The 20,529-nt window shown below is 66.1% G+C and carries 19 protein-coding genes and 3 pseudogenes; 6 read left to right on the plus strand and 16 right to left on the minus strand.

What is annotated here, in order from left to right:
- Window positions 1–94: 94 nt before the first annotated feature.
- Window positions 95–1,510 (minus strand): NAD(P)H-quinone dehydrogenase, encoded by a 1,416-nt coding sequence (locus tag A5695_RS00835; RefSeq protein WP_068077104.1) that lies wholly within the window; start codon window positions 1,508–1,510, stop codon window positions 95–97.
- A 31-nt stretch (window positions 1,511–1,541) separates the two neighbouring features.
- Window positions 1,542–2,007, minus strand: a pseudogene (locus A5695_RS00840) (DUF5709 domain-containing protein).
- A gap of 501 nt (window positions 2,008–2,508) precedes the next feature.
- Here A5695_RS00840 and A5695_RS00845 point away from each other — a divergent pair.
- A complete protein-coding gene (locus tag A5695_RS00845) occupies window positions 2,509–3,108 on the plus strand; it encodes a sigma-70 family RNA polymerase sigma factor (protein ID WP_068077106.1) in 600 nt (199 codons plus the stop codon).
- Between the two features lie 50 nt (window positions 3,109–3,158).
- Here the strand turns inward: A5695_RS00845 and tal are convergent, their stop codons facing one another.
- From tal to A5695_RS00865, 4 genes are all read right to left on the minus strand, one after another.
- Entirely contained in the window at window positions 3,159–4,247 is a 1,089-nt protein-coding gene (tal, locus tag A5695_RS00850; RefSeq protein ID WP_068077108.1) for a transaldolase, read from the minus strand.
- Window positions 4,248–4,406: 159 nt separating this feature from the next.
- On the minus strand, window positions 4,407–4,955 hold the full coding sequence (msrA, locus tag A5695_RS00855) for a peptide-methionine (S)-S-oxide reductase MsrA (RefSeq protein WP_068077110.1): 549 nt from the start codon (window positions 4,953–4,955) through the stop codon (window positions 4,407–4,409).
- Complete coding sequence (gene msrB / locus A5695_RS00860; protein ID WP_068077112.1) at window positions 4,952–5,440, minus strand: peptide-methionine (R)-S-oxide reductase MsrB; 489 nt, start codon at window positions 5,438–5,440, stop codon at window positions 4,952–4,954. The genes msrA and msrB overlap by 4 nt, the downstream gene beginning before the upstream one ends.
- Before the next feature lie 28 nt (window positions 5,441–5,468).
- Window positions 5,469–6,239 (minus strand): SDR family NAD(P)-dependent oxidoreductase, encoded by a 771-nt coding sequence (locus A5695_RS00865; protein ID WP_068077114.1) that lies wholly within the window; start codon window positions 6,237–6,239, stop codon window positions 5,469–5,471.
- Window positions 6,240–6,792: 553 nt separating this feature from the next.
- Between A5695_RS00865 and A5695_RS00870 the strand changes: the two genes are divergently transcribed.
- Window positions 6,793–7,080, plus strand: coding sequence for a putative quinol monooxygenase (locus tag A5695_RS00870; RefSeq protein ID WP_197515316.1), 288 nt, complete (start codon window positions 6,793–6,795; stop codon window positions 7,078–7,080).
- A gap of 82 nt (window positions 7,081–7,162) precedes the next feature.
- On the opposite strand, the gene A5695_RS00875 is transcribed toward A5695_RS00870, so the two are convergent.
- Window positions 7,163–7,759 carry a GNAT family N-acetyltransferase gene (locus tag A5695_RS00875; protein WP_068077122.1) on the minus strand — a complete coding sequence of 199 codons (597 nt, stop codon included), beginning with the start codon at window positions 7,757–7,759 and terminating at the stop codon, window positions 7,163–7,165.
- 244 nt (window positions 7,760–8,003) lie between these two features.
- On the minus strand, window positions 8,004–8,738 hold the full coding sequence (locus tag A5695_RS00880; RefSeq protein WP_068077124.1) for an NADP-dependent oxidoreductase: 735 nt from the start codon (window positions 8,736–8,738) through the stop codon (window positions 8,004–8,006).
- Between the two features lie 991 nt (window positions 8,739–9,729).
- On the opposite strand from A5695_RS00880, the gene A5695_RS00890 reads away from it, so the two are divergent.
- Window positions 9,730–10,446, plus strand: coding sequence for a DUF5666 domain-containing protein (locus A5695_RS00890; protein WP_156749386.1), 717 nt, complete (start codon window positions 9,730–9,732; stop codon window positions 10,444–10,446).
- 18 nt (window positions 10,447–10,464) lie between these two features.
- On the opposite strand, the gene A5695_RS00895 is transcribed toward A5695_RS00890, so the two are convergent.
- From A5695_RS00895 to A5695_RS00925, 7 genes are read right to left on the minus strand one after another with little or no spacing between them, the layout of a single operon-like run.
- The gene (locus A5695_RS00895) at window positions 10,465–10,812 is read right to left on the minus strand and encodes a metal-sulfur cluster assembly factor (protein WP_068077128.1); all 348 of its coding nucleotides are present in this window, start codon (window positions 10,810–10,812) and stop codon (window positions 10,465–10,467) included.
- A complete protein-coding gene (sufU, locus tag A5695_RS00900; protein WP_082945766.1) occupies window positions 10,787–11,287 on the minus strand; it encodes a Fe-S cluster assembly sulfur transfer protein SufU in 501 nt (166 codons plus the stop codon). The genes A5695_RS00895 and sufU overlap by 26 nt, the downstream gene beginning before the upstream one ends.
- Window positions 11,284–12,525, minus strand: coding sequence for a cysteine desulfurase (locus A5695_RS00905; RefSeq protein ID WP_068077132.1), 1,242 nt, complete (start codon window positions 12,523–12,525; stop codon window positions 11,284–11,286). Before A5695_RS00905 ends, sufU begins: the two co-directional genes overlap by 4 nt.
- Window positions 12,526–12,527: 2 nt before the next feature.
- Window positions 12,528–13,310, minus strand: coding sequence for a Fe-S cluster assembly ATPase SufC (gene sufC / locus A5695_RS00910; protein WP_068077134.1), 783 nt, complete (start codon window positions 13,308–13,310; stop codon window positions 12,528–12,530).
- Window positions 13,307–14,470 carry a Fe-S cluster assembly protein SufD gene (sufD, locus tag A5695_RS00915; protein WP_068077136.1) on the minus strand — a complete coding sequence of 388 codons (1,164 nt, stop codon included), beginning with the start codon at window positions 14,468–14,470 and terminating at the stop codon, window positions 13,307–13,309. Before sufD ends, sufC begins: the two co-directional genes overlap by 4 nt.
- Window positions 14,467–15,927 (minus strand): Fe-S cluster assembly protein SufB, encoded by a 1,461-nt coding sequence (gene sufB / locus A5695_RS00920; RefSeq protein ID WP_068077138.1) that lies wholly within the window; start codon window positions 15,925–15,927, stop codon window positions 14,467–14,469. The genes sufD and sufB overlap by 4 nt, the downstream gene beginning before the upstream one ends.
- Window positions 15,924–16,703, minus strand: coding sequence for a metalloregulator ArsR/SmtB family transcription factor (locus A5695_RS00925; protein WP_156749382.1), 780 nt, complete (start codon window positions 16,701–16,703; stop codon window positions 15,924–15,926). Before A5695_RS00925 ends, sufB begins: the two co-directional genes overlap by 4 nt.
- A gap of 158 nt (window positions 16,704–16,861) precedes the next feature.
- On the opposite strand from A5695_RS00925, the gene mptB reads away from it, so the two are divergent.
- The 3 genes and pseudogenes from mptB to A5695_RS00940 form a co-directional block, all read left to right on the plus strand.
- Window positions 16,862–18,562, plus strand: a complete 1,701-nt coding sequence (gene mptB / locus A5695_RS00930) for a polyprenol phosphomannose-dependent alpha 1,6 mannosyltransferase MptB (protein ID WP_068077149.1) — start codon at window positions 16,862–16,864, stop codon at window positions 18,560–18,562.
- Window positions 18,559–19,494: an ABC transporter ATP-binding protein gene (locus A5695_RS00935; RefSeq protein ID WP_156749384.1), complete on the plus strand. Its 936-nt coding sequence runs from the start codon at window positions 18,559–18,561 to the stop codon at window positions 19,492–19,494. The genes mptB and A5695_RS00935 overlap by 4 nt, the downstream gene beginning before the upstream one ends.
- Window positions 19,491–20,261, plus strand: a pseudogene (locus A5695_RS00940) (ABC transporter permease); the annotation flags it as partial. The gene A5695_RS00935 and the pseudogene A5695_RS00940, both read left to right, overlap by 4 nt.
- A 176-nt stretch (window positions 20,262–20,437) precedes the next feature.
- On the opposite strand, the pseudogene A5695_RS28170 reads toward A5695_RS00940, so the two are convergent.
- Window positions 20,438–20,529, minus strand: a pseudogene (locus A5695_RS28170) (multidrug ABC transporter permease); the annotation flags it as partial.

Genomic DNA, 20,529 nt, shown 5'->3' on the forward strand with positions numbered 1-20,529 from the left:
GCTGACGATCTGTCATCACTCCTGCGGCCGATTCACCCGGGTGATAATGCTCAATCCGCGATCCGGCTTCACCGAAGCCTCTTGAACTCCTGCATCAGTTGAGCTCGTCACGGACTACGAGCCGGCGGGCCGCCTCGGTGATCGAGCCGGACAGCGACGGATAGACCGCAAGCGTCTGCGCCAAATCGTCGACCGCGGTGCCGTTTTGAACAGCGATCGCGATCGGTAGTATCAACTCGGAAGCGATCGGCGCGACCACCACGCCACCGATTATCACGCCGCTGTCCTGTCGGCAAAATAGCTTGACGAATCCCTGATCCAGCTCCGACATTTTCGCCCGCGCATTGGTTCTCAACGGCAGTGAAATGATGCGGGCCTGAATGGGCCCTTGGTCGATCGCGGCCTGCGAGATCCCGACCGCCGCAACCTCCGGGTGGGTGAACACCGTCGCCGCGACGGTGCGCAATCGAAGCGGATTAACGGCCTCACCGAGCGCGTGATACATCGCGATGCGGCCCTGCATCGCTGCAACGGAGGCCAACGGCAAGAGACCGGTGCAGTCCCCCGCCGCGTAAATGCCCGCGACCGATGTGCGCGATACTCGGTCGACTGAAATGTAGTCGCCGGGCCCGGGTTCGATACCCACACGCTGCAGGCCTAGCCGGCCGGTGTTGGGCACTGACCCAAGTGTCATCAACGCGTGGCTGCCTTCGACGGTGCGCCCATCGGCCATTGTCACGAGCACCCCGCCGTCGGTGCGCCTCACGGATTGTGCCCGGGCGTTCTTGATCACTTCGACGCCACGTCGGGCGAAAGATTCCTCGAGCACCTGTGCGGCGTCGGCGTCCTCGTGCGGCAAAACCCGGTCGCGGCTGGCCACCAACGTTACCGTCACACCCAGTTCAGTGTAGGCGTTGGCGAATTCGATGCCGGTCACCCCGCAACCCACCACGATGAGGTACTCGGGCAGCGAGTCCAGGTCATAGAGCTGGCGCCAGGTCAAGATCCGTTCGCCGTCGGGGTGTGCCGACGGCAGGATCCGGGGGGTGGCGCCGGTGGCGATCAAGACGACATCGGCATCGCGGACCGTGGTACTGCCGTCACCCGCGGTGACCTTGACGCGGTGACTCGCCAGACCGGGAACCGCATCCACCAGCTGCCCTCGGCCCGCGAGCAACTCGACACCCATGCTCAGCAGCTGGCCGGTGATATCCGCCGATTGCTCGGCGGCGAGCACCTTGATCCGCTGATGGACTTCTGCCAAACAAATCTTGGCGTCGTCGACCTGGACGTCAAAACCCAGCCGGGTCGCCCGCCGCAGTTCGGTGCGCAGCCCCGTCGAGGCGATAAAGGTCTTCGACGGCACGCAGTCACACAGCACCGCGGCACCGCCGACCCCGTCGGAATCGACCACGGTGACGCGCGTTACGGCAGGACCTCGTGCAGCCGCAACCAACGCCGCCTCATAACCGGCCGGGCCGCCGCCAAGGATCACAATGCGGGTTACCACAGCAGATTTCACCCACTGGCCGCACGGTAGGTCATCGGAGAGGCCATACCTCACCGGCGCGGGTGTCCTCGTCGACGACGATGTGCATGGCGGCTTCCTCAGCCGAGGCCGCGCCGCCGTCAATGCCGACGTCGTCGGCAAGGTAATCCGCACCCGGATCCCCGGGATCGACGTCCAAGGCGACAAGCCGGCCTGCGCGCATATCGCCCACCTGATCGTCGATTGGCTCACCATCGCTGTCGGCGCTATCACCGATCCCGTCGCCATCCCACTGGTCGGTCACGTCGGGCACCTCATGGGCGAGTCGGCGCGCAAGACTTTCATGGGTGCGCGCTTCCCTGGCGGTCAGTCCCCCACGCTCGCATTTCGCGGGGGCGTTCCGGAGGTGAGTAGCCTTCGTCGAGGTCGATGCCAGTCTCTTCTGAGTCCAGGCTTTCTTCTGGCTCGAGCAGATGAGCCTGCACATCATCGAATTCAGAAATCCCCACCGGCACCATCTCCGTTCCGTAGCTGCAAAGGTTCCGACAACAACACACAGCTGCGCAGCTATCGACGTTGTGATCATGGCGCGCGGAGGGGTGAAGTGTCGTCGTCCACCTCGGTCGCTCACCCGGGTGATCTGGCGGCCAACTGATTTGGCCGCGGCGCGGGCACTCATCCGGATGAATTGTCTCGGCGGGTGATGACCGCTCACCCCGCGGTGATCGATGCTGGCACCAGGTTGGCAAGTGGAGGTGCAGTGGAGGCAAAGAATTACCGTACCTGCGGTAGTCGTTGCATGGGACGGCGATCGGCCCTCGAAGCGGCCGAGACGGCGTTAGATGCGATCACATGCGCACGTGTGGATAGCGGCTCACGCATTTGGTTTGCGGATTCCTTGAGACGCCGACCCGTCGAGCAGAGCAGGCCCTGCCTCTCGTACGCGGCCAGCTCGGCTCGCCCCTTTGGAGCCGAGACTCACCGCATGCCAATACTTTTCGCGGCAGCGGGAGTCTAGCGTGGGTCGCGTACGAGCGGAATCGGCGAAGGCGCCAGACGGCGCGCTGAACGCTCAGTTTGAAAGCGCCATCACCCCGCTCCTTGAGCCGCTGTATCGGCACGCTCTGCGAATGACCTCCAATCGAGTGGATGCGGAAGATCTGGTGCAAGAAACGCTGCTCAACGCTTATGCCGGTCTCCGGTCATTCGAGCCCGGAACGAACCTCAAGGCATGGCTGCGGCGGATCATGACTAACACTCATATCAACAGTTATCGGCGGCAAAGGCGCCGTCCGGCCCAGCATCCGGCTGGTGAGATCACCGATCAACAGCTAATGGCCAATGCCCCACGCACCCCTGAGGTGCTGCGGTCGGCCGAAGACCAGGTGCTCGAGATGCTGCCAGACCCCTACCTCAAGGCGGCGATGATGCTCCTGCCCGAGCAGTTTCGCATCGCGGTGTATTTCGCCGACATTGCGGGATACACATACAAGGAGATCGCCGCCCTGACGGACACCGGACAAGGAACCGTAAGTTCGAGGCTCAACCGCGGCCGAAAACAGTTGCGCGATTTACTATCCGACCCGCCAACCAGCCACGCGGCGCGGGCAGCGAGTTGATGCTGCTCGATCGGTAGGTCAGTTGGCCCGATCGAGCAAGCGCTCCGTGTTTAGCGTTGAACTGACCGCGACCAGGACGCGGCGAACTTGGACACCCCGTCGTGTTCCAGCACTGCGAACACGTTTGGCAGATCCATACCGACGGCGAGCAGCCGGTCGAATACCTCCTGGGCGTGCGCCGCCTTGCCGGTCACGGTGTCACCGGAGACGACGCCGTGATCGGCGACCGCTTCCAGCGTGGGTTCAGGAATGGTGCTGACCGTGTTGGGCGCCACCAGGTCGGTGACGTACAACGTGTCAAGGTAGGCGGGGTTTTTCACTCCGGTGGAGGCCCATAGTGGGCGTTGCGCGCGAGCACCCGCGGCGCGCAGCGCGGTGTAGCGCGGCGCGGCGTCGAAGACCTCCTGATAGGCCGCGTAGGCCAACCGCGCCTTGGCGATGCCCGCCTGTCCCAGCAGCGCGAGGGCCTCATCGGTGCCGATCCCCGCGAGTCGCTTGTCGACCTCGGTGTCCACCCGGGACACGAACAGTGATGCCACCGAATGGATTTGGGATAGGTCAGCGCCTGCGTGCTGGGCGGTTTCGATGCCGGCCAGATAAGCGTTCATCACCGCCCGATAACGTTGGACGGAAAAGATCAGCGTCACGTTGACAGAGACACCCTTGGCCAACGCCGCGGTGATTGCGGGCAGCCCCGCGGCGGTGGCCGGTATCTTGATTAACACGTTGGGCCGGTCGACAATCTTGGCCAACTCGACCGCCTGCGTGACTGTCGCATCGGTGTCGTGCGCGAGCGACGGGTCGACCTCAATGGACACTCTTCCGTCGACGCCGTCGGAACCTTCCCACTGCGGGCGCAGCACATCGCAGGCTGCTCGGACGTCGTCGGTGATCGCCGTGCGGACTGCGGTGTCGATGTCCGTACCGCGGGCCGTCAGCTCGGCGATCTGGCCATCGTAGTCGCGGCCGTTTGCAAGTGCATACTCAAAGGTGGACGGGTTAGTGGTCACGCCAACAACACTTCTCGTGTCGATCAGCTGTCGCAGCTTGCCGGATTGCAGCAGACTGCGGGACAAGTCATCCAGCCAAACCGACACTCCCGCCGCCGATAGCGCGGCCAGATTCGGGTTCTGAGTCATCCCGTCGCCGCCACCCGACGATCGCCGCGCCGCGTTAGAACCCATCCTGCGGCGCTTGCTGCGCCAGAAAGCACCAGCGGCGCGTACGCGCTCAACAGCACCTGCCAATCAGGCGGAGTTGTCGGTTCTCTGCCTTGTGTTACCGAGCCCATGTCGTTGCTAAGCCGGCTTGTCGCGTCCAGCCGCCGTCACCCTTGCGTCGGCATCGTGGTTGGGTACCGTCCAATCGGGGCGGACGTAGTGGCAGGTGTAGCCGGATGGATAACGCTGCAGGTAGTTCTGGTGTTCGGGTTCGGCTTCCCAGAACTCACCGGCCGGGGTGACCTCGGTGACGACTCTGCCGGGCCACCGCCCGGAATCCTCAATGTCGGCGATGGTGCGCATTGCGATTCGCTTTTGCTCGTCGTCCAGATAGAAAATTGCCGACCGGTAACTGGTTCCGACATCGTTGCCCTGACGGTTCTTCGTGGTCGGGTCGTGGATCTGGAAGAAGAATTCCAACAGTGCCCGGTAATTGGTCTCGTCTGGGTCATACGTGATTTCGAGTGCCTCGGCGTGGCCGGGGTGATTGCGGTAGGTGGGGTGAGTGTTGCTGCCGCCGGTGTAGCCGACACGGGTGGTCAACACACCGGGCTGTCCGCGGAAGAGGTCCTCCATGCCCCAGAAGCACCCACCCGCGAGAATGGCGATCTTGTCGTGACCAGTCATGATCGCTGCTCGCGGACGCTTTGGGGCTGCTCCGATACGTCTTTCGCGAACAATCGCAGGTATTGCCCATAACCCTGGGCTTCCAGGTCATCGCGGTGGATGAATCGCAGCGACGCCGAGTTGATGCAGTAACGCAAGCCGCCCGCTTCTCGAGGGCCGTCCGTGAATACGTGCCCCAGATGACTGTCGGCATGGGCTGAGCGCACCTCGACCCTTTCCATGAAGTGGCTAAGGTCGCGCCTCTCAACCAGGCTGTCCGCGTCGATGGGCCGGGTGAAGCTAGGCCAGCCGCTTCCGCTGTCGAATTTGTCTATCGAGGCGAAAAGTGGCTCGCCAGAAACAATGTCGACGTAGATTCCTGGTTCATGGTTATCGCAGTACTCGCCGGTGAACGGAGGTTCCGTGCCGCTCTCCTGGGTGACGCGGTATTGCTGGGGGCTGAGCGCGTCGACCGCCGCAGGATTCTTGCTGTATTGGTGTGACACCTGGTCTCCTCCGTTCGGGCAGGCTTGTTTAGTTGCGGCCGGCCATGATGCCGCCATCGACGTTGAGAATCGCACCGGTGACCCAGCTGGCCTCGTCAGACAGCAGATACGTGACTGCGTTGGACACGTCAGCCGGGTTCCCGACTCGTCCCAGTGGATGAAGCGGCGCGAAAGTGGCAAGCGTGGTGTCGATCTCGTCCTTCGGAATGAAGGCCTCGTAGAGCGGGGTCTTGACCACGGCCGGCGCCACCGCGTTGACGCGAATGTTGTGCCCGGCGAGCTCGATGGCCAGGTTGTGGGTGAGCGCATGCAGGCCGGCCTTTTGCATCGAGTAAACCGACGAAGGAGTCAGACCGATCGCCTGGTGTGCCCACATGCTGCCGATGTTGACGATGGACCCGCCCTCCGCCTTGGCGATCATGCCCGCGACGACGGTCTGCGTCAGGAAGAACAGGGCATAGTTGAGCTCCATGTACGAGTCATAGGTCGGCGCGTCGTATTCGAGAAACGGCTTGGGGATGAAGAATCCGGCCGCGTTGACGAGCAGCGTCGCGTCGCTGTGGTCCTCGGAAAGTGCGCGCTGAACATCGGCGACCGCGGCGCGATCGGTCAGCTCCGCAGTGATCCCCCACGCCTGGCCGCCTTCGCCCGTCAGTTCGGTCACCGAGTGATCCACACGGTCTTTCGACCGTCCGACGATCACCGCGCTACCGCCGTGGCGCACGACGTCAACGGCGACCTGTCGGCCCATACCGGCGCTGCCTCCGACGACGACGACCTTCTTGGAATCGAAGTGCATGGTGAGACCCTTCTGCTAATCGTTCTCGACGGCTCCCGGTGGACTATTACCGCCTTTGCCCGGCAAGATAATTGGTAGCCTTGGCATTGACGACCGGCACCCCGGATATCAAAGTCGAACTGCCGTCGAGTCTGGTGCGTCGCCGGGTGAGCCGTCATCACCCCGGCGTCGATTCACCCGGGTGAGTTTCGATCTCCGAGGCCCACGGACTCTGCCGGGACACTCAGAGGCCCGCCGTTTCCGGCTGAGTTATGAACGTGCAGTGGGTAATTCAGCGCAGCCGCAATCAGCGAGCGGGCAGGCTCGTCTAGACGTTGCTTATGCTGCTCACAACTAGAGGCGGAGCAAAGCGGTGGCGAATGTCGTTCACCAAGCCGTCGGCCATATCTCAATCCGGCAGTTAGTTCCATTGCGGGTGACGCACCATCAGATGCGCCGTTGGGGTGCCCGAATGACCGCACCCCCGCAGTAGTTACTCGACCCCGTGATGGCGCAAAGCCCTTGAGAAGACAGTGAAGGAGCATCAAACATGTACGGGTCAGATGAGGAAGTCGTGCTGATCACCGAGGCCGTGGCTTTGCCCGGCAAGGGAGACGACCTGCGACGCGCGTTTATCGGGTTAATTCCCCAGTCACTGGCCGAAGGAGCCGTTAGCACCTTTCGGCTGCACGAAGATCGCGATCGACCCGGGCATTTCGCGCTCTATCAGCGGTTCCGCAACCAGCACGGTGTCGACCTTCACGTCCAATCCGATCATTTCGCGCTCGGCGTGGAAGCGTTGTCGCAGTTTGCTGAGGACGGCAAGGCCGAGACCACCTTCTACCGGGTGTTGAGCGGCTAAGCCTCGAGATGTGGCGACAAGAGCTTGGCCAACTTCCTACTTAGAGGGTGGTGTGACTCCACGACATCCGGGGCCAGGCCGATTACGGAGCCTGTGCACACGCCGGCTCTGGCAGATCAAGGTCCGCTTTGTTAAGTCGATAGATCTCGAGGGTCAAGTTGTAGTACTTGTCGGTCTCGCCGACCCATTCCATGCCCACTCGGCGCGCCGTGGCCACCCCGCGATGATTGCCTGGCCGCACGACTGCGAAAACCTCGCTGACACCGATATTTGTGAACGCTTGATGGGCCACCGCGTGACCGGCCTCCGCGCCGTAGCCGTTACCCCACAGTGTCGGTGCAACCTGCCATCCGATCTCGAGATCGGTGCGGCCGGGTGGCAGTGGAAGCAGTGCCACTCCCCCGACTAGCTCGCCGGAGTACCTATCGGTGATCGCCCACCGGCCCACGGGCAGGCCGGATTCGTCACTCTGCCGGATCCATTCGCCCAAGAGTCGGCGCATCTGTGCGCGGTCGGCGATCAACGGCAGCGCCGGACACAGCCAACGCGAAACCTCCGGCGCCCCGTATATCCCGTAGGCGGCACCGTCGTCGTCGAATTGCCATGGGCGCAACTGCAGACGGACCGTGAGGATGCGCCGGGTGTGAGGGTCCCATTCGACGTGGCGGTGATCATCCAATGTCGCGCCTCCTTCAGATGGTGAAAACTCATACTTGCAACAAGTGACCCGCTAGGAAAGCAACGCCGTCAATAAGGCCACGATCGCGGTCGGGTCTGGGTAGTACCGACACTGCAGCCGGGCGGGGCGAACTGTCACCACCCCAACCCCCAATTCACCCCGGTGAGTATTGCGCCGCTTGTGAATGCATAAAGACAATTCACCCGCCGCGCAGAGAGAGTGGTTGCCGAGTTGAGACGTTGGCCTACGCCTCAGCGACGCGAAGCACAACCTTCCCCTTCTTGCCGCGCTGTGCAGTGCGAGCAAAAGCCTCTTCGAACTGGTCCAGCGAAAAGACCGTGTCGACCTGCGGATACAGCTCAGGAAGCGCCGCGAGCTGGGCTCCGTTCGGCTCCACCACGAAGTACTGCGCGCCCGGCGTCTCCGCCGCGATCGTTACGATGCGCCCGGCGCGCTCTGCGCTACGAGCAAGTGCCTCACCGCCGGTGGTGTCGAAGAGGAGGTCGCAGTCCTCTCCTTCGCCGACCAGAACCGCTCCGAGGTGCCGTGCGAGCTGAGCCGCGATGTGTCCGACACCGCCATGCACGCCCGTGATCAGCACCCGCTCGCCCGCCGCGACCTTGCCGTGGACAACAAGCGCCTGCCACGCGGTCAGTCCGGGCATCGGAAGCGCCGCCGCTTGTTCGCGGCTTAGTGCGGACGGCTTGGGGGCAAGCAGGGATTTCGGCACCGCCGCCCACTCTGCGGCGACGCCGTCGCGGTCGAACGGCGTCAGCGCGATCACCTCCTCGCCGGTCGATTCGACGACACCGCAGAGCTCATAAGAGGGGATCGCCGGCAACCGATCGGTCGACCAGGTCAGCTCATCCCGCGTAATCGCTGCGGCATGGACGCGCACAAGCACCTCGTCTGGCTTGGGCTCGGGTTGGGCGACCTCTTCAAGCCGCAGCCCGTCCGTGTGCAGACGTATCGCCCTCATGAATTCTCCTTCGTATGTTTGGATACACAATGAATAGTGTTAATAGACTTATCTTTTCGGTTCTTGTGGTCCGACGCCGGTGTTTCTAAAGCATCAGAACAACTTGCAGAATGTCAGAGACGAACAGGATCGACCGGCCACAGGTAGGGCATCGAGCGATGCGGCGGGACCACCACCGCACCGGGGCCGCCAGCCGTAGCTCTCGCACGGTGCACTCGGCGGTGTACTCTAACCCGTCGAGATGGCCAGCGCACACAAAGCCGCACGCATTACCGTCCTCGTCACAGTCAAAGCGCTTGCAGTAACCGACCATGTGGAATTCGATATAGGCCGCCGCCGACTGGTTGCACCGAAATCCGTTGTCCAAGAATGCGATCTGACATTGAGGGGCGAAATCAAGATGTTCGATGCCACGGGGAGCCACTGCCGGGATACCCACCAGCGGGGTACCGCTTGGGCTGGCAATTGCACCATCGACTGCGCCACGCGCACACTCATTCCATCGAATCTGAACCGGCGAACATGTGTTCGCGGCATCAATCGGTTGGCGGTCAAACCCCGCCGCGCGGACGCAGTGGACTGACCTCGTCGGACATCCGCCGTAGCCGTTGGGCATCGGCGTTACCCGCTGAGCGTCAAAGTCGATGGGCACGTCGTGGCTCTCCTGTGATTCTGCGTCGCAGACCCGGTTAGGCCGGTCCACTCATCAGTGAGCTTGACGCGGGTCGGGGTGACTAGTCATCACCCCGACTGAGCATTCACCCGGGTGATTGGTGTTGGCGGAAAGACGTTCGCCCGATTGGTCGGTGGCCGTGGCCTAAATCATCGAGGCGATGGTCATCTGATCCATCTGCGACGACATCATGGCCTCGCGCGGACACCTCCTCAACCGTGATCTCGGTTACGGTCGGGTGATATCTCGCTCTGAAAGGGTATTCCCGGTCGACTCTGTTGTTCGCATGATCGGAGTGCGCCTGTGCCTGCCATTTCGGTGAATCCCCGGCGGGCCAGGTTCGCGCTCGTCGCCGTCGCCGTGGTCATCATCCTCAGCGTCGCGATGTGCCGGTCGAGCCATACCGACACCGGCAATGCCGCCAAGCCGTCGGCGCCGACGCCAGCCCCGCCCAGCGCGCCGCCGAGCGCGACGCCGCCCCCGGCGCCCCCGCCCGTGGGCAAGGACTACGTCGAGGGCATGGTCCAGTCGGTGGCCGGCGACAAGATTCAGCTCAGAACGCGCAGCGGCTCGGCGACCGTGGACTTCGCGCCGGCGACACCCGTCTTCCAGGTGGCCCCGGCCACGCTCCCCGACGTCACTCCGGGTAGCTGTGTGAACGTGCGGGCCACCCCGCAAAGTTCACCGGCCGCCGGCGTCACCGCGCAGACCGTCATGATCACCGCGGCGGTCGACGGCAAGTGCCCGCCGCCCGCTGGCTTCTACGGGACGGTCACCTCCGTGTCGGCAAACACCATCGCCGTCAACGGGATTGGGCCCGGCGGCCCCACCACGGTGACCGTCACGGACGCGACGTCCTACAAGAGGCAGACGATCAGCAACACCCAGGCGATCACGAACGGCACCTGCATGGGGGCTCAGGGAACCAACGATGGCGGCGCGTTGCAGGCGACGACCATCAGCCTGGAACAGTGCCCGCCGATGGGGCGGCCGCACCACCACCTGCACCTGCCGCACCTGCCCTTCCACCTTTAGCGGCGGGTCGCCGCCGAGTCAGACGGTGAAGCCGAGGGCACGCAGCTGTTCGCGGCCGTCCTCGGTGATCTTGTCCGGGCCCCACGGCGGGTTCCATACCCAGTTGATCCGCAGGTCGTCGACCAGGCCGCTGCTGACGAGCGCGCTGCGCGACTGGTCCTCGATGACGTCGGTCAGCGGGCAGGCCGCAGACGTCAACGTCATGTCGATCAGGGCGACGGTTCCGTCGTCGCCCTCTTCCACGTTGAGCCCGTAGACCAGTCCGAGATCGACGACGTTGATGCCCAATTCGGGGTCGACGACGTCGCGCATCGCCTCCTCGAGGTCGGCAATGAATTCGTCATCCGGTGCGGCGGTCTCGCTCATCTTTCTCCTCCTCGAAGTCCGCGCCCGTGTCCGAGCAAGCCTGGGCCAACGCGTCCTTGAACGCCATCCACCCCAGCAGTGCGCATTTCACCCGGGCCGGGTATTTGGCCACTCCGGCGAACGCGATCCCGTCGCCCAGGACGTCCTCGTCGCCCTCGACGGTGCCGCGCGAGGACACCATCTCGGTGAACGCGGTGACGGTGTTCAGCGCCTCCGGCACGGTCTGACCGATCACCTGCTGGGTGAGCACCGAAGTGGCCGCCTGGCTGATCGAACAGCCCTGGCCGTCATAGGAGACGTCCGCGACGCGCTGACCGTCGTCGGACAGCGCCACCCGCAGGGTCACCTCGTCGCCACAGACCGGGTTGACGTGAGAAACCTGCGCGCCGAACGGCTCCCGCAGCCCCCGGTGCTGGGGATGCTTGTAGTGATCGAGGATCACGTCCTGATACATCTGCTCCAGGCGCACGGTCAGTCTCTCCCGAAGAATTCCAGCGCCCGGCGCACGCCGGCCACCAACCGCTCGACCTCGTCGGCGGTGTTGTACACGGCGAACGACGCCCGGGCGGTGGCCGCCACGCCAAATCGGCGGTGCAACGGCATCGCGCAGTGATGACCGACGCGCACCGCGACACCGTCGTCGTCGAGCACCTGCCCGACGTCGTGCGCGTGCACGCCGTCGACGACGAACGAGACTGGCGAGCCGCGGTTTTCCATGACGGTCGGCCCGATGATCCGCACGCCCTCGATACCCGCGAGGCCCTCGAGGGTGGCGGCAACCAGCTCGCGCTCGTGCGCTTGCACCGCGTCCATGCCGATGGCGCCCAAATACCTTGCGGCCGCACCCAACCCGACAACCTGAGACGTCATCGGCGTGCCGGCCTCGAACCGTTGCGGCGCCGGGGCGTAGGTCGACGCCTCCATCGTCACAGTCTCGATCATCGACCCGCCGGTGAGGAACGGCGGCAACTCCGACAACACCTCGCGCCGGGCGTAGAGCGCACCGACCCCGTTGGGGGCCAACATCTTGTGGCCGGAGAATGCCGCGAAGTCAATGTCGAGCGCGTGTAGGTCGACCGGCTCGTGCGGCACCGACTGACAGGCGTCCAGCACCGTGACGGCGCCGACGGCGTGAGAGCGGCTGACCAGTTCATCCACCGGCGCCACCGCGCCTGTCACGTTCGAATGATGGCTGAATGCAACGATCTTCACGCGCTCGTCGAGCTCAAGTGAATCCAGGTCGATGCGCCCGTCGTCGGTCACGCCGTACCAGCGCAACGTGGCACCGCTGCGACGAGCCAGCTCCTGCCACGGCACGATGTTGGCGTGGTGCTCGAGCTCGGTGGTGACGATCACGTCACCCTCGCCCACCGCCCGGTCAAACCTCTTGTCGCCCAGCACGTATGACGCCAGGTTGAGCGCCTCCGTGGCGTTGCGGGTGAAAACCAGCTCGTCGGCATCGGCGCCGACGAACGCCGCGACGTCGGCGCGGCCCTGCTCGTAGGCGTCGGTCGCCTCCTCCATCAGCTGGTGCGCCCCGCGATGCACCGCGCCGTTGGAGGTGATCAGGAACTCGCGTTCGGCGTCGAGCACCTGCAGCGGGCGCTGTGACGTCGCGCCGGAATCCAGGTAGGCCAACTGTTTTCCGCCGCGCATCACGCGCTTGAGGATGGGAAAGTCAGCGCGGATGGCGTCGACGTCCAATGCGGTCATGCTTACGCTCCTGCGGCCGCCGCTTCGGTGAAGCGCACGTAGCCGTTCTCCTCGAGCTCGTCGGCCAGCTCAGGACCGCCGGACTCGACGATCCGGCCCCCGACGAACACGTGCACGAATTGCGGGCGGATGTAGCGCAGGATCCGGGTGTAGTGGGTGATCAACAGGATGCCGCCGTGCTCGGCCTCGGCGTAGCGGTTCACGCCCTCGCTGACCACCCGCAGCGCGTCCACGTCCAGACCGGAGTCGGTCTCGTCGAGGATGGCGATCTTGGGCTTGAGCAGACCCAGCTGCAGGATCTCGTGGCGCTTCTTCTCGCCGCCGGAAAACCCTTCGTTGACACTGCGTTCGGCGAACGCCGGGTCGATGTCGAGGTCGGACATGGCGGCCTTGACCTCCTTGACCCAGTGCCGCAGTTTCGGCGGCTCGCCGCGCACGGCGGTGGCGGCGCTGCGCAGGAAGTTCGACATCGACACACCCGGCACCTCGACGGGGTACTGCATCGCCAAAAACAGTCCGGCGCGGGCACGTTCGTCGACGCTCATCTCCAGCACGTCCTGGCCGTCCAGCGTGATCGACCCGGACGTCACCCGGTACTTCGGGTGACCGGCGATGGCGTAGGACAGTGTGGACTTGCCCGAGCCGTTGGGCCCCATCACCGCATGCGTCTCACCGGACTTGACGGTCAGGTTGACGCCGTTGAGGATTCCGATCTCGCGGCTGCCCTCGGGCGCGTTCGGGTCTTCTACGGCGACGTGCAGGTCTTTAATTTCCAAAGTCGTCATGACGCTGTTGTATTCTCCGTTATTTCCAGTTCGTGTTCGATGGCGGCAGTGAGGCGTTCGCGGATGTCCGGCACGGCGATCTTGGCGATGATCTCGCCGAAGAAGCCGCGCACCACCAGCCGGCGCGCCTGGTCCTCGGGAATGCCGCGGGCCCGCAGGTAGAACAGTTGCTCGTCGTCGAAACGCCCGGTGGCACTGGCGTGCCCGGCCCCGACGATCTCGCCGGTCTCGATCTCCAGGTTGGGCACCGAGTCGGCGCGTGCCCCGTCGGTGAGCACCAGGTTGCGGTTCACCTCGAAGGTGTCGGTGTCGGTGGCCTCGGCGCGGATCAGCACGTCGCCGACCCAGACGGTGTGCGCGTCGGGCGACTGCGAGGACGGATCCCCTTGCAGCGCACCCTTGTAGAGCACGTTGGACTTGCAGTTGGGCTGCGCGTGGTCGACCAGCAGCCGCGATTCCAGGTGCTGCCCGTCGTCGGCGAAGTACAAGCCGAGCAGCTCGGCATCCCCGCCTGGGGCGGCGTAGCGCACGTTGGCCGACATCCGCACCACCTCGCCGCCCAGCGTGACGGCGACGTGCCGCAGCACCGCGTCCTTGCCCAACTTGGCGTGGTGCGCGCTCACGTGCACCATGTCGTCGGCCCAGTCCGCGACCCACACCACGGTGAGCCGGGCGGCGTCGCCGACGAGGAACTCGACGTTGTCGGCGTAGGTTCCGCTGCCCCGCAGGTCGATCACCACGACCGCCTCACCCAGCTCGGCGACGCTGATCTGCAGGTGCCCGTAGGCCACCGCACCCGCGCCGGGGCCGGTCACGGTGATGTTGACCGGCTCGGCGACCTGCACGTCTCGGCCCACGCTCACCAGCGTCGCGGAGTTGAACGACGAAAACGCCTGCGCGGCAACACGGTCGGTGGGTACCCCAGCGCGGCCCAGACGCTCGTCGCCGCGACGGACGGTTTCGACCCGCACACCCGGTTGCTCGGCGACGCTGATCTGCGCCTTGCCGGTGGCCTGAGCGGAGCCGTCATGCAGCCCACGCAGCCGCCGCAGCGGGGTGAACCGCCAGATTTCGTCGCGCCCACTGGGCACCTCGAAGGCGTCCACGTCGAAGGACGCGAACAATTCGCCCTTGTTCAGGGCAGCAGCGGCCGTGGTCATCCGACCGCACCCTCCATTTGCAGCTCGATGAGCCGGTTGAGCTCCAAGGCGTACTCCATGGGCAGCTCCTTGGCGATCGGCTCGACGAAGCCGCGCACCACCATCGCCATCGCCTCGTCCTCGGTCAGCCCGCGGCTCATCAGGTAGAACAGCTGGTTGTCGCTGACCTTGGACACGGTGGCCTCGTGCCCCATCGTGACGTCGTCCTCGCGGATGTCGACGTAGGGGTAGGTGTCGCTGCGGCTGATCGTATCGACCAGCAGCGCATCGCATTTCACGCTGGAACGCGAGCCGTGCGCGCCCTTGTTCACCTGCACCAGGCCCCGATAGGAGGTGCGGCCGCCGCCGCGCGCCACCGACTTCGAGACGATGTTGCTCGACGTGTTGGGCGCCAGGTGCAGCATCTTGGCCCCGGCGTCCTGGTGCTGGCCCTCCCCCGCGAAGGCGACCGAGAGGACCTCGCCCTTGGCGTGCTCACCGGTCATCCAGACGGCAGGGTACTTCATGGTCACCTTGGACCCGATGTTGCCGTCGACCCACTCCATCGTGGCGCCGGCCTCGGCCCGCGCCCGCTTGGTGACCAGGTTGTAGACGTTGTTCGACCAGTTCTGAATCGTGGTGTAACGGCAACGGCCACCGGGCTTTACGATGATCTCCACCACCGCCGAGTGCAACGAGTCGGACGTGTAGATGGGCGCGGTGCAGCCCTCCACGTAGTGCACGTAAGCGTTTTCGTCGACGATGATCAGGGTCCGCTCGAACTGACCCATGTTCTCGGTGTTGATCCGGAAGTAGGCCTGCAGCGGGATGTCGACGTGCACGCCGGGCGGAACGTAGATGAAGGATCCGCCGCTCCACACCGCGGTGTTCAGCGCGGAGAACTTGTTGTCCCCGGCCGGGATCACGGTGCCGAAGTGCTGCTGGAAGAGCTCGGGATGTTCCCGCAGACCGGTGTCGGTGTCGAGGAAGATGACCCCCTGCGACTCGAGGTCCTCGCGGATCTGGTGGTACACCACCTCGGACTCGTACTGGGCGGCCACCCCGGCGACCAATCGCTGCTTCTCGGCCTCCGGGATGCCCAGCCGGTCGTAGGTGTTCCGGATGTCCTCGGGCAGGTCATCCCACGTGGCGGCCTGCTTTTCCGTCGACCGCACGAAGTACTTGATGTTGTCGAAGTCGATGCCCCCGAGGTTCGAGCCCCACGTCGGCATCGGCTTGCGATCGAAGATGCGCAGTGCCTTCAGCCGGGTCTGCAGCATCCAGTCGGGCTCGTTCTTCTTCGCCGAGATGTCGCGAACCACCGCCTCGGACAGCCCGCGCTGGGCGCTGGCCCCGGCGGCGTCGGAGTCCGCCCAGCCATAGCCGTAGCGGCCGAGCGAGGCGATCGTCTGCTCCTGGGTCAACGGCTCTGCTTCTCCCGCTTTAAAGGCCTTCTCGGCCTCTGGCGTGAGGGTCATAACGACGCTCCTTCGATGCTCGTGGTGTCGCGACGCGGGCTGGGCGTCGGGGTAAGTGGCACGTGGGTGGTGCAGGCGCAGTTCCCATTGACGATGGTCGCCAACCGCTGCACGTGAGTCCCGAGCACCTCGGCCATGGCCTGCTGCTCGGCTTCACACAACTCGGGGAATTCCTCGGCGACGTGCGACACCGGGCAGTGGTGCTGGCAGATCTGCACGCCGTGGATCGAACCGCCGACTCGCGTCGTGGTGGCGACGTAACCCGCCTTGGTCAGCGCGCCGGCCACCCGCTCGGCGGCCGCCTCGACTTCGGCGTCGTCGTCGCCCTGGGCCGACGGTACGCCGGCCAGGATCGAGTCGATCCGTTGCCGGGCGAAGGTGCGGACGGCGTCCTCGCCGCCGATTTCCCGCAACTGCCGCATGGCCGCCGCCGCGAGATCGTCGTAGGCGTGATCGAGCTTGGCGCGGCCCCCCGCGGTGAGCCGGAACCGCTTGGCGGGCCGCCCGCGACCCACCTGCTGCCACGACGCGGCGGGCACCGACTCGGCGTCCCCCGCCTCGATCAAAGCGTCGAGGTGGCGTCGCACGCCGGCGGCCGCCAGGCCGAGCCGGTCACCGATCTCGCTGGCGGTGATCGATCCGGACTCCACCAGCAGGCGCACGATGGCGCGGCGGGTGTGGCCGTCCGGCACCGCCGCGCCCACGGCGGCGTCATCGAAGCCGGTCCGGATTTTCACAACACCAGTGTGACGCAATTCCGGGCATCGGTCTACCAAGGGTGCCCTGAGCGGGCGTCGCGCTGGTCACAGTCGGCCGACAACGCGCGGCGACCCCAGCGCCCGGTCCCCCGCAAGCGAGAGGCGCCCGGCGCGCCCTTGCGATCGCCGCCGGGTTGGACGGCGAGCCCGGCGACCCCGGCGGCTACGCTGCTCTGATGGCAGCCCGCCACCACGTGCTGAGCTCGTCGATCGCCAGCCTGCATGGCGACGAGCAGGCGGTGGGCACGCCGCTGAACGATACCGAGCTGACCGCGCTGCAGCGCACCCGCCTCTTCGGCGCGACCGGCACGGTCCTGATGGCCATCGGCGCGTTGGGCGCCGGCGCCCGGCCCGTCGTCCAGGACCCGACCTTCGGGGTGCGGTTGTTGAACCTGCCGTCCCGGATCCAGACCGTGTCCCTGACGATGACGACCACCGGCGCGGTCATGATGGCGCTGGCCTGGCTGATGCTCGGCCGGTTCGCGTTGGGCAGCAGGCGGATGTCGCGGGGTGATCTGGACCGCACCCTGCTGCTGTGGACGCTGCCGCTGCTCATCGCCCCGCCGATGTACAGCAAAGACGTCTACTCCTACCTGGCCCAGAGCCAGATCTCCCTGGAAGGGCTCGACCCCTACCGGGTCGGCCCGGCGTCCGGGCTCGGACTGTCCCACGTCTTCACGCTGTCGGTGCCCACGCTGTGGCGGGAGACGCCGGCGCCCTACGGCCCGCTGTTTTTGTGGATCGGGCGCGGCATTTCGGCGATCACCGGGGAGAACATCGTCGCCGCCGTGCTGTGCCACCGGCTGGTCGAGCTGATCGGCGTGGGCCTCATTGTGTGGGCGACCCCGCGGCTGGCCCGACGGTGCGGCGTCGCCGAGGTCAGCGCGCTGTGGCTGGGCGCCGCCAACCCGCTGCTGATCATGCACCTGGTCGCCGGCGTCCACAACGAGGCACTGATGCTCGGGCTGATGCTGGCCGGCGCCGAGTTCGCGCTGCGCGGGATCGACTCCCCGCGGCTGTTTCCGGCCTCCTGGCGGCCGGGCCCGGACTGGGAGCCGATGGGCATGCTGCTGGCCGGCGCGGTCCTGATCGTGCTGTCGTCACAGGTGAAGCTGCCGTCGCTGCTGGCGCTCGGCTTCGTCACGATGGCGCTGGCCTACCGCTGCGGGGGCAACCTGCGGGCACTGCTGCTGGCGGGTGGTGCGATGAGCGGGCTGTCGCTGGCGGTGATGGCGGTCGTCGGCTGGGCCAGCGGGCTGGGCTTCGGCTGGATCTACACGCTGGGCACCGCCAACGTGGTGCGCAGCTGGATGTCGCCACCGACGCTCCTCGCCCTGGGCACCGGACAGGTGGGCATCCTGCTGGGGCTGGGCGATCACACCACCGCGGTGCTGGGGCTCACCCGCGCCATCGGCGTGCTGATCATCACGGTGATGGTGGGCTGGCTGCTGGTGGCCGTCTTCCGGGGCCGGTTGCACCCGATCGGCGGCCTGGGCGTGGCGCTGGGCGTCACGGTGCTGCTGTTCCCCGTCGTGCAGCCCTGGTACCTGCTCTGGGCGATCATCCCGCTCGCCGCCTGGGCCACCCGCAGTGGCTTCCGGGTGGCGGTCATCGTCATCACCCTGGTCGTCGGCATCTTTGGCCCGACCGCCAACGGCGACCGCTTCGCGCTGTTCCAGATCGTCGACGCGACCCTGGCCAGCACCGTCATCGTGGCAGTCCTCATCGCGGTGACCTACACCCGTCTGCCGTGGCGTCGACTCCCGACCGACAGCGCCGAAACGCAACCGGCAGCCGCTGAAACGGCGCCGACGCCCCCGACCACTCAGACCCCTCGCCCGGCGGCGGTGCCTGACGCCTACGCTGATTCCACGTGAGCTCGGACGTTCCTGAAACGGTCGTGCGGCTGCGCGGGGTGAGCAAGCGCTACGGATCCACCACGGCCGTCGCCGATCTCAACCTCGAGGTGCACGCCGCCGAAGTGCTGGCCCTGCTGGGCCCCAACGGCGCCGGCAAGACGACGACGGTCGAAATGTGCGAGGGCTTCGTGCGCCCCGACGCCGGGACTATCGAGGTGCTCGGGCTGGACCCGATCGCCGACAACGCCCGCCTGCGCAGCCGGATCGGGGTGATGTTGCAGGGCGGCGGCGGCTACCCCTCCGCGCGGGCGGGGGAAATGCTCAACCTGGTGGCCTCCTACGCCGCGGACCCGCTGGACCCGGCCTGGCTGCTGGACACCCTCGGCCTCACCGACGCGGCCCGCACCACCTACCGGCGGCTGTCCGGCGGGCAGCAGCAGCGGCTCGCGCTGGCCTGCGCGCTGGTCGGCCGGCCCGAGCTGGTCTTTCTCGACGAGCCGACGGCGGGCATGGATGCCCACGCCCGGTTGCTGGTCTGGGAGCTGATCGACGCGCTGCGCCGTGACGGCGTGACAGTGCTGCTGACAACACACCAGCTCAAGGAGGCCGAGGAGCTGGCCGATCGGCTGGTCATCATCGACCACGGCGCGACCGTCGCCGCCGGTACGCCGGCCGAGCTGATGCGCGCAGGCGCCAAGGACGAGTTGCGGTTCACGGCGCCACCACGGCTCGACCTGTCGCTGCTGACCGCCGCGCTGCCGGAGGACTACCAGGCCTCGGAGGTGACCCCGGGCGAGTACCTGGTCGAGGGCCCGGTCGACCCACAGGTGCTGGCCACCGTCACCGCCTGGTGCGCGCGGATCGATGTGCTGGCCACCGATATGCGCGTCGAGCAGCGCAGCCTCGAGGACGTGTTCCTCGACCTCACCGGCAGGAAGTTGCGGCAGTGACCCAGTCGAACGTCTTCCCCGCGGGGACCTTCACCCCTGACCCCAGGCCGAACACCGTGCCGAGGATGCTGGCCGCGCAGTTCGGCCTCGAGCTCAAGCTGCTGCTGCGCAACGGCGAGCAGCTGCTGCTGACCATGTTCATCCCGATCACGCTGCTGGTTGGGTTGACGCTCTTGCCGTTTGGCTCGTTCGGCCACAACCGCGCCGCCACCTTCGTGCCGGCCATCATGGCCCTCGCGGTGATCTCGACCGCGTTCACCGGACAGGCCATCGCGGTCGCCTTCGACCGCCGCTACGGCGCGCTCAAGCGGTTGGGCGCGACCCCGCTTCCGGTCTGGGGCATCATCGCCGGCAAGTCGCTGGCCGTGGTCACCGTGGTGTTCCTGCAGGCAATCCTGCTGGGCGCCATCGGGTTTGCGCTGGGCTGGCGGCCCGCGCCGGCTGCGCTGCTGCTCGGCGCGGCGGTCATCGCGCTGGGCACCGCGGGCTTCACCGCCCTCGGGCTGTTGCTCGGCGGGACGCTGCGGGCCGAGATCGTGCTGGCGCTGGCCAACCTGCTGTGGTTCGTGTTCGCCGGGCTCGGCGCGCTGACCGTGGAAAGCGGGATGATCCCGACGGGAGTCAAGTGGGCGGCGCGGCTCACCCCGTCGGGTGCGCTCACCGAGGCCCTGTCGCGGGCGATGGTCTTTTCGGTGGACTGGTTCGGCGTCGCCGTCCTGGCGGTGTGGGGGGCGGTTGCGGCGCTGGCCGCGCTGCGCTGGGATCGGGGAGCAGGTCCACCATCCGCCTCAGCGTTCGTCCCACGGGCATGGCCCGATGGTAGGCCAACGACAACTACGCCCTGTAGTAAGCCCTGGTGTCGCGAGACTGAAACCACGCACGCCCGAAGCGGCGTGTCGTGTGCGTGGTTTACGTGTCGCGAGCTGGCCCCGCAGCGCGAGCGTCAGGTGAAGCGGAACCAGCGCAGCGCGGCCAGCGCCGCAACCGCCCCCCACACCGCCAGGACGGCGACGCCGAACCAGTCCACCGAAAAGA

Origin of the sequence: Mycobacterium sp. E1747, assembly GCF_001667775.1 — a bacterium.
GTDB lineage: Bacteria > Actinomycetota > Actinomycetes > Mycobacteriales > Mycobacteriaceae > Mycobacterium.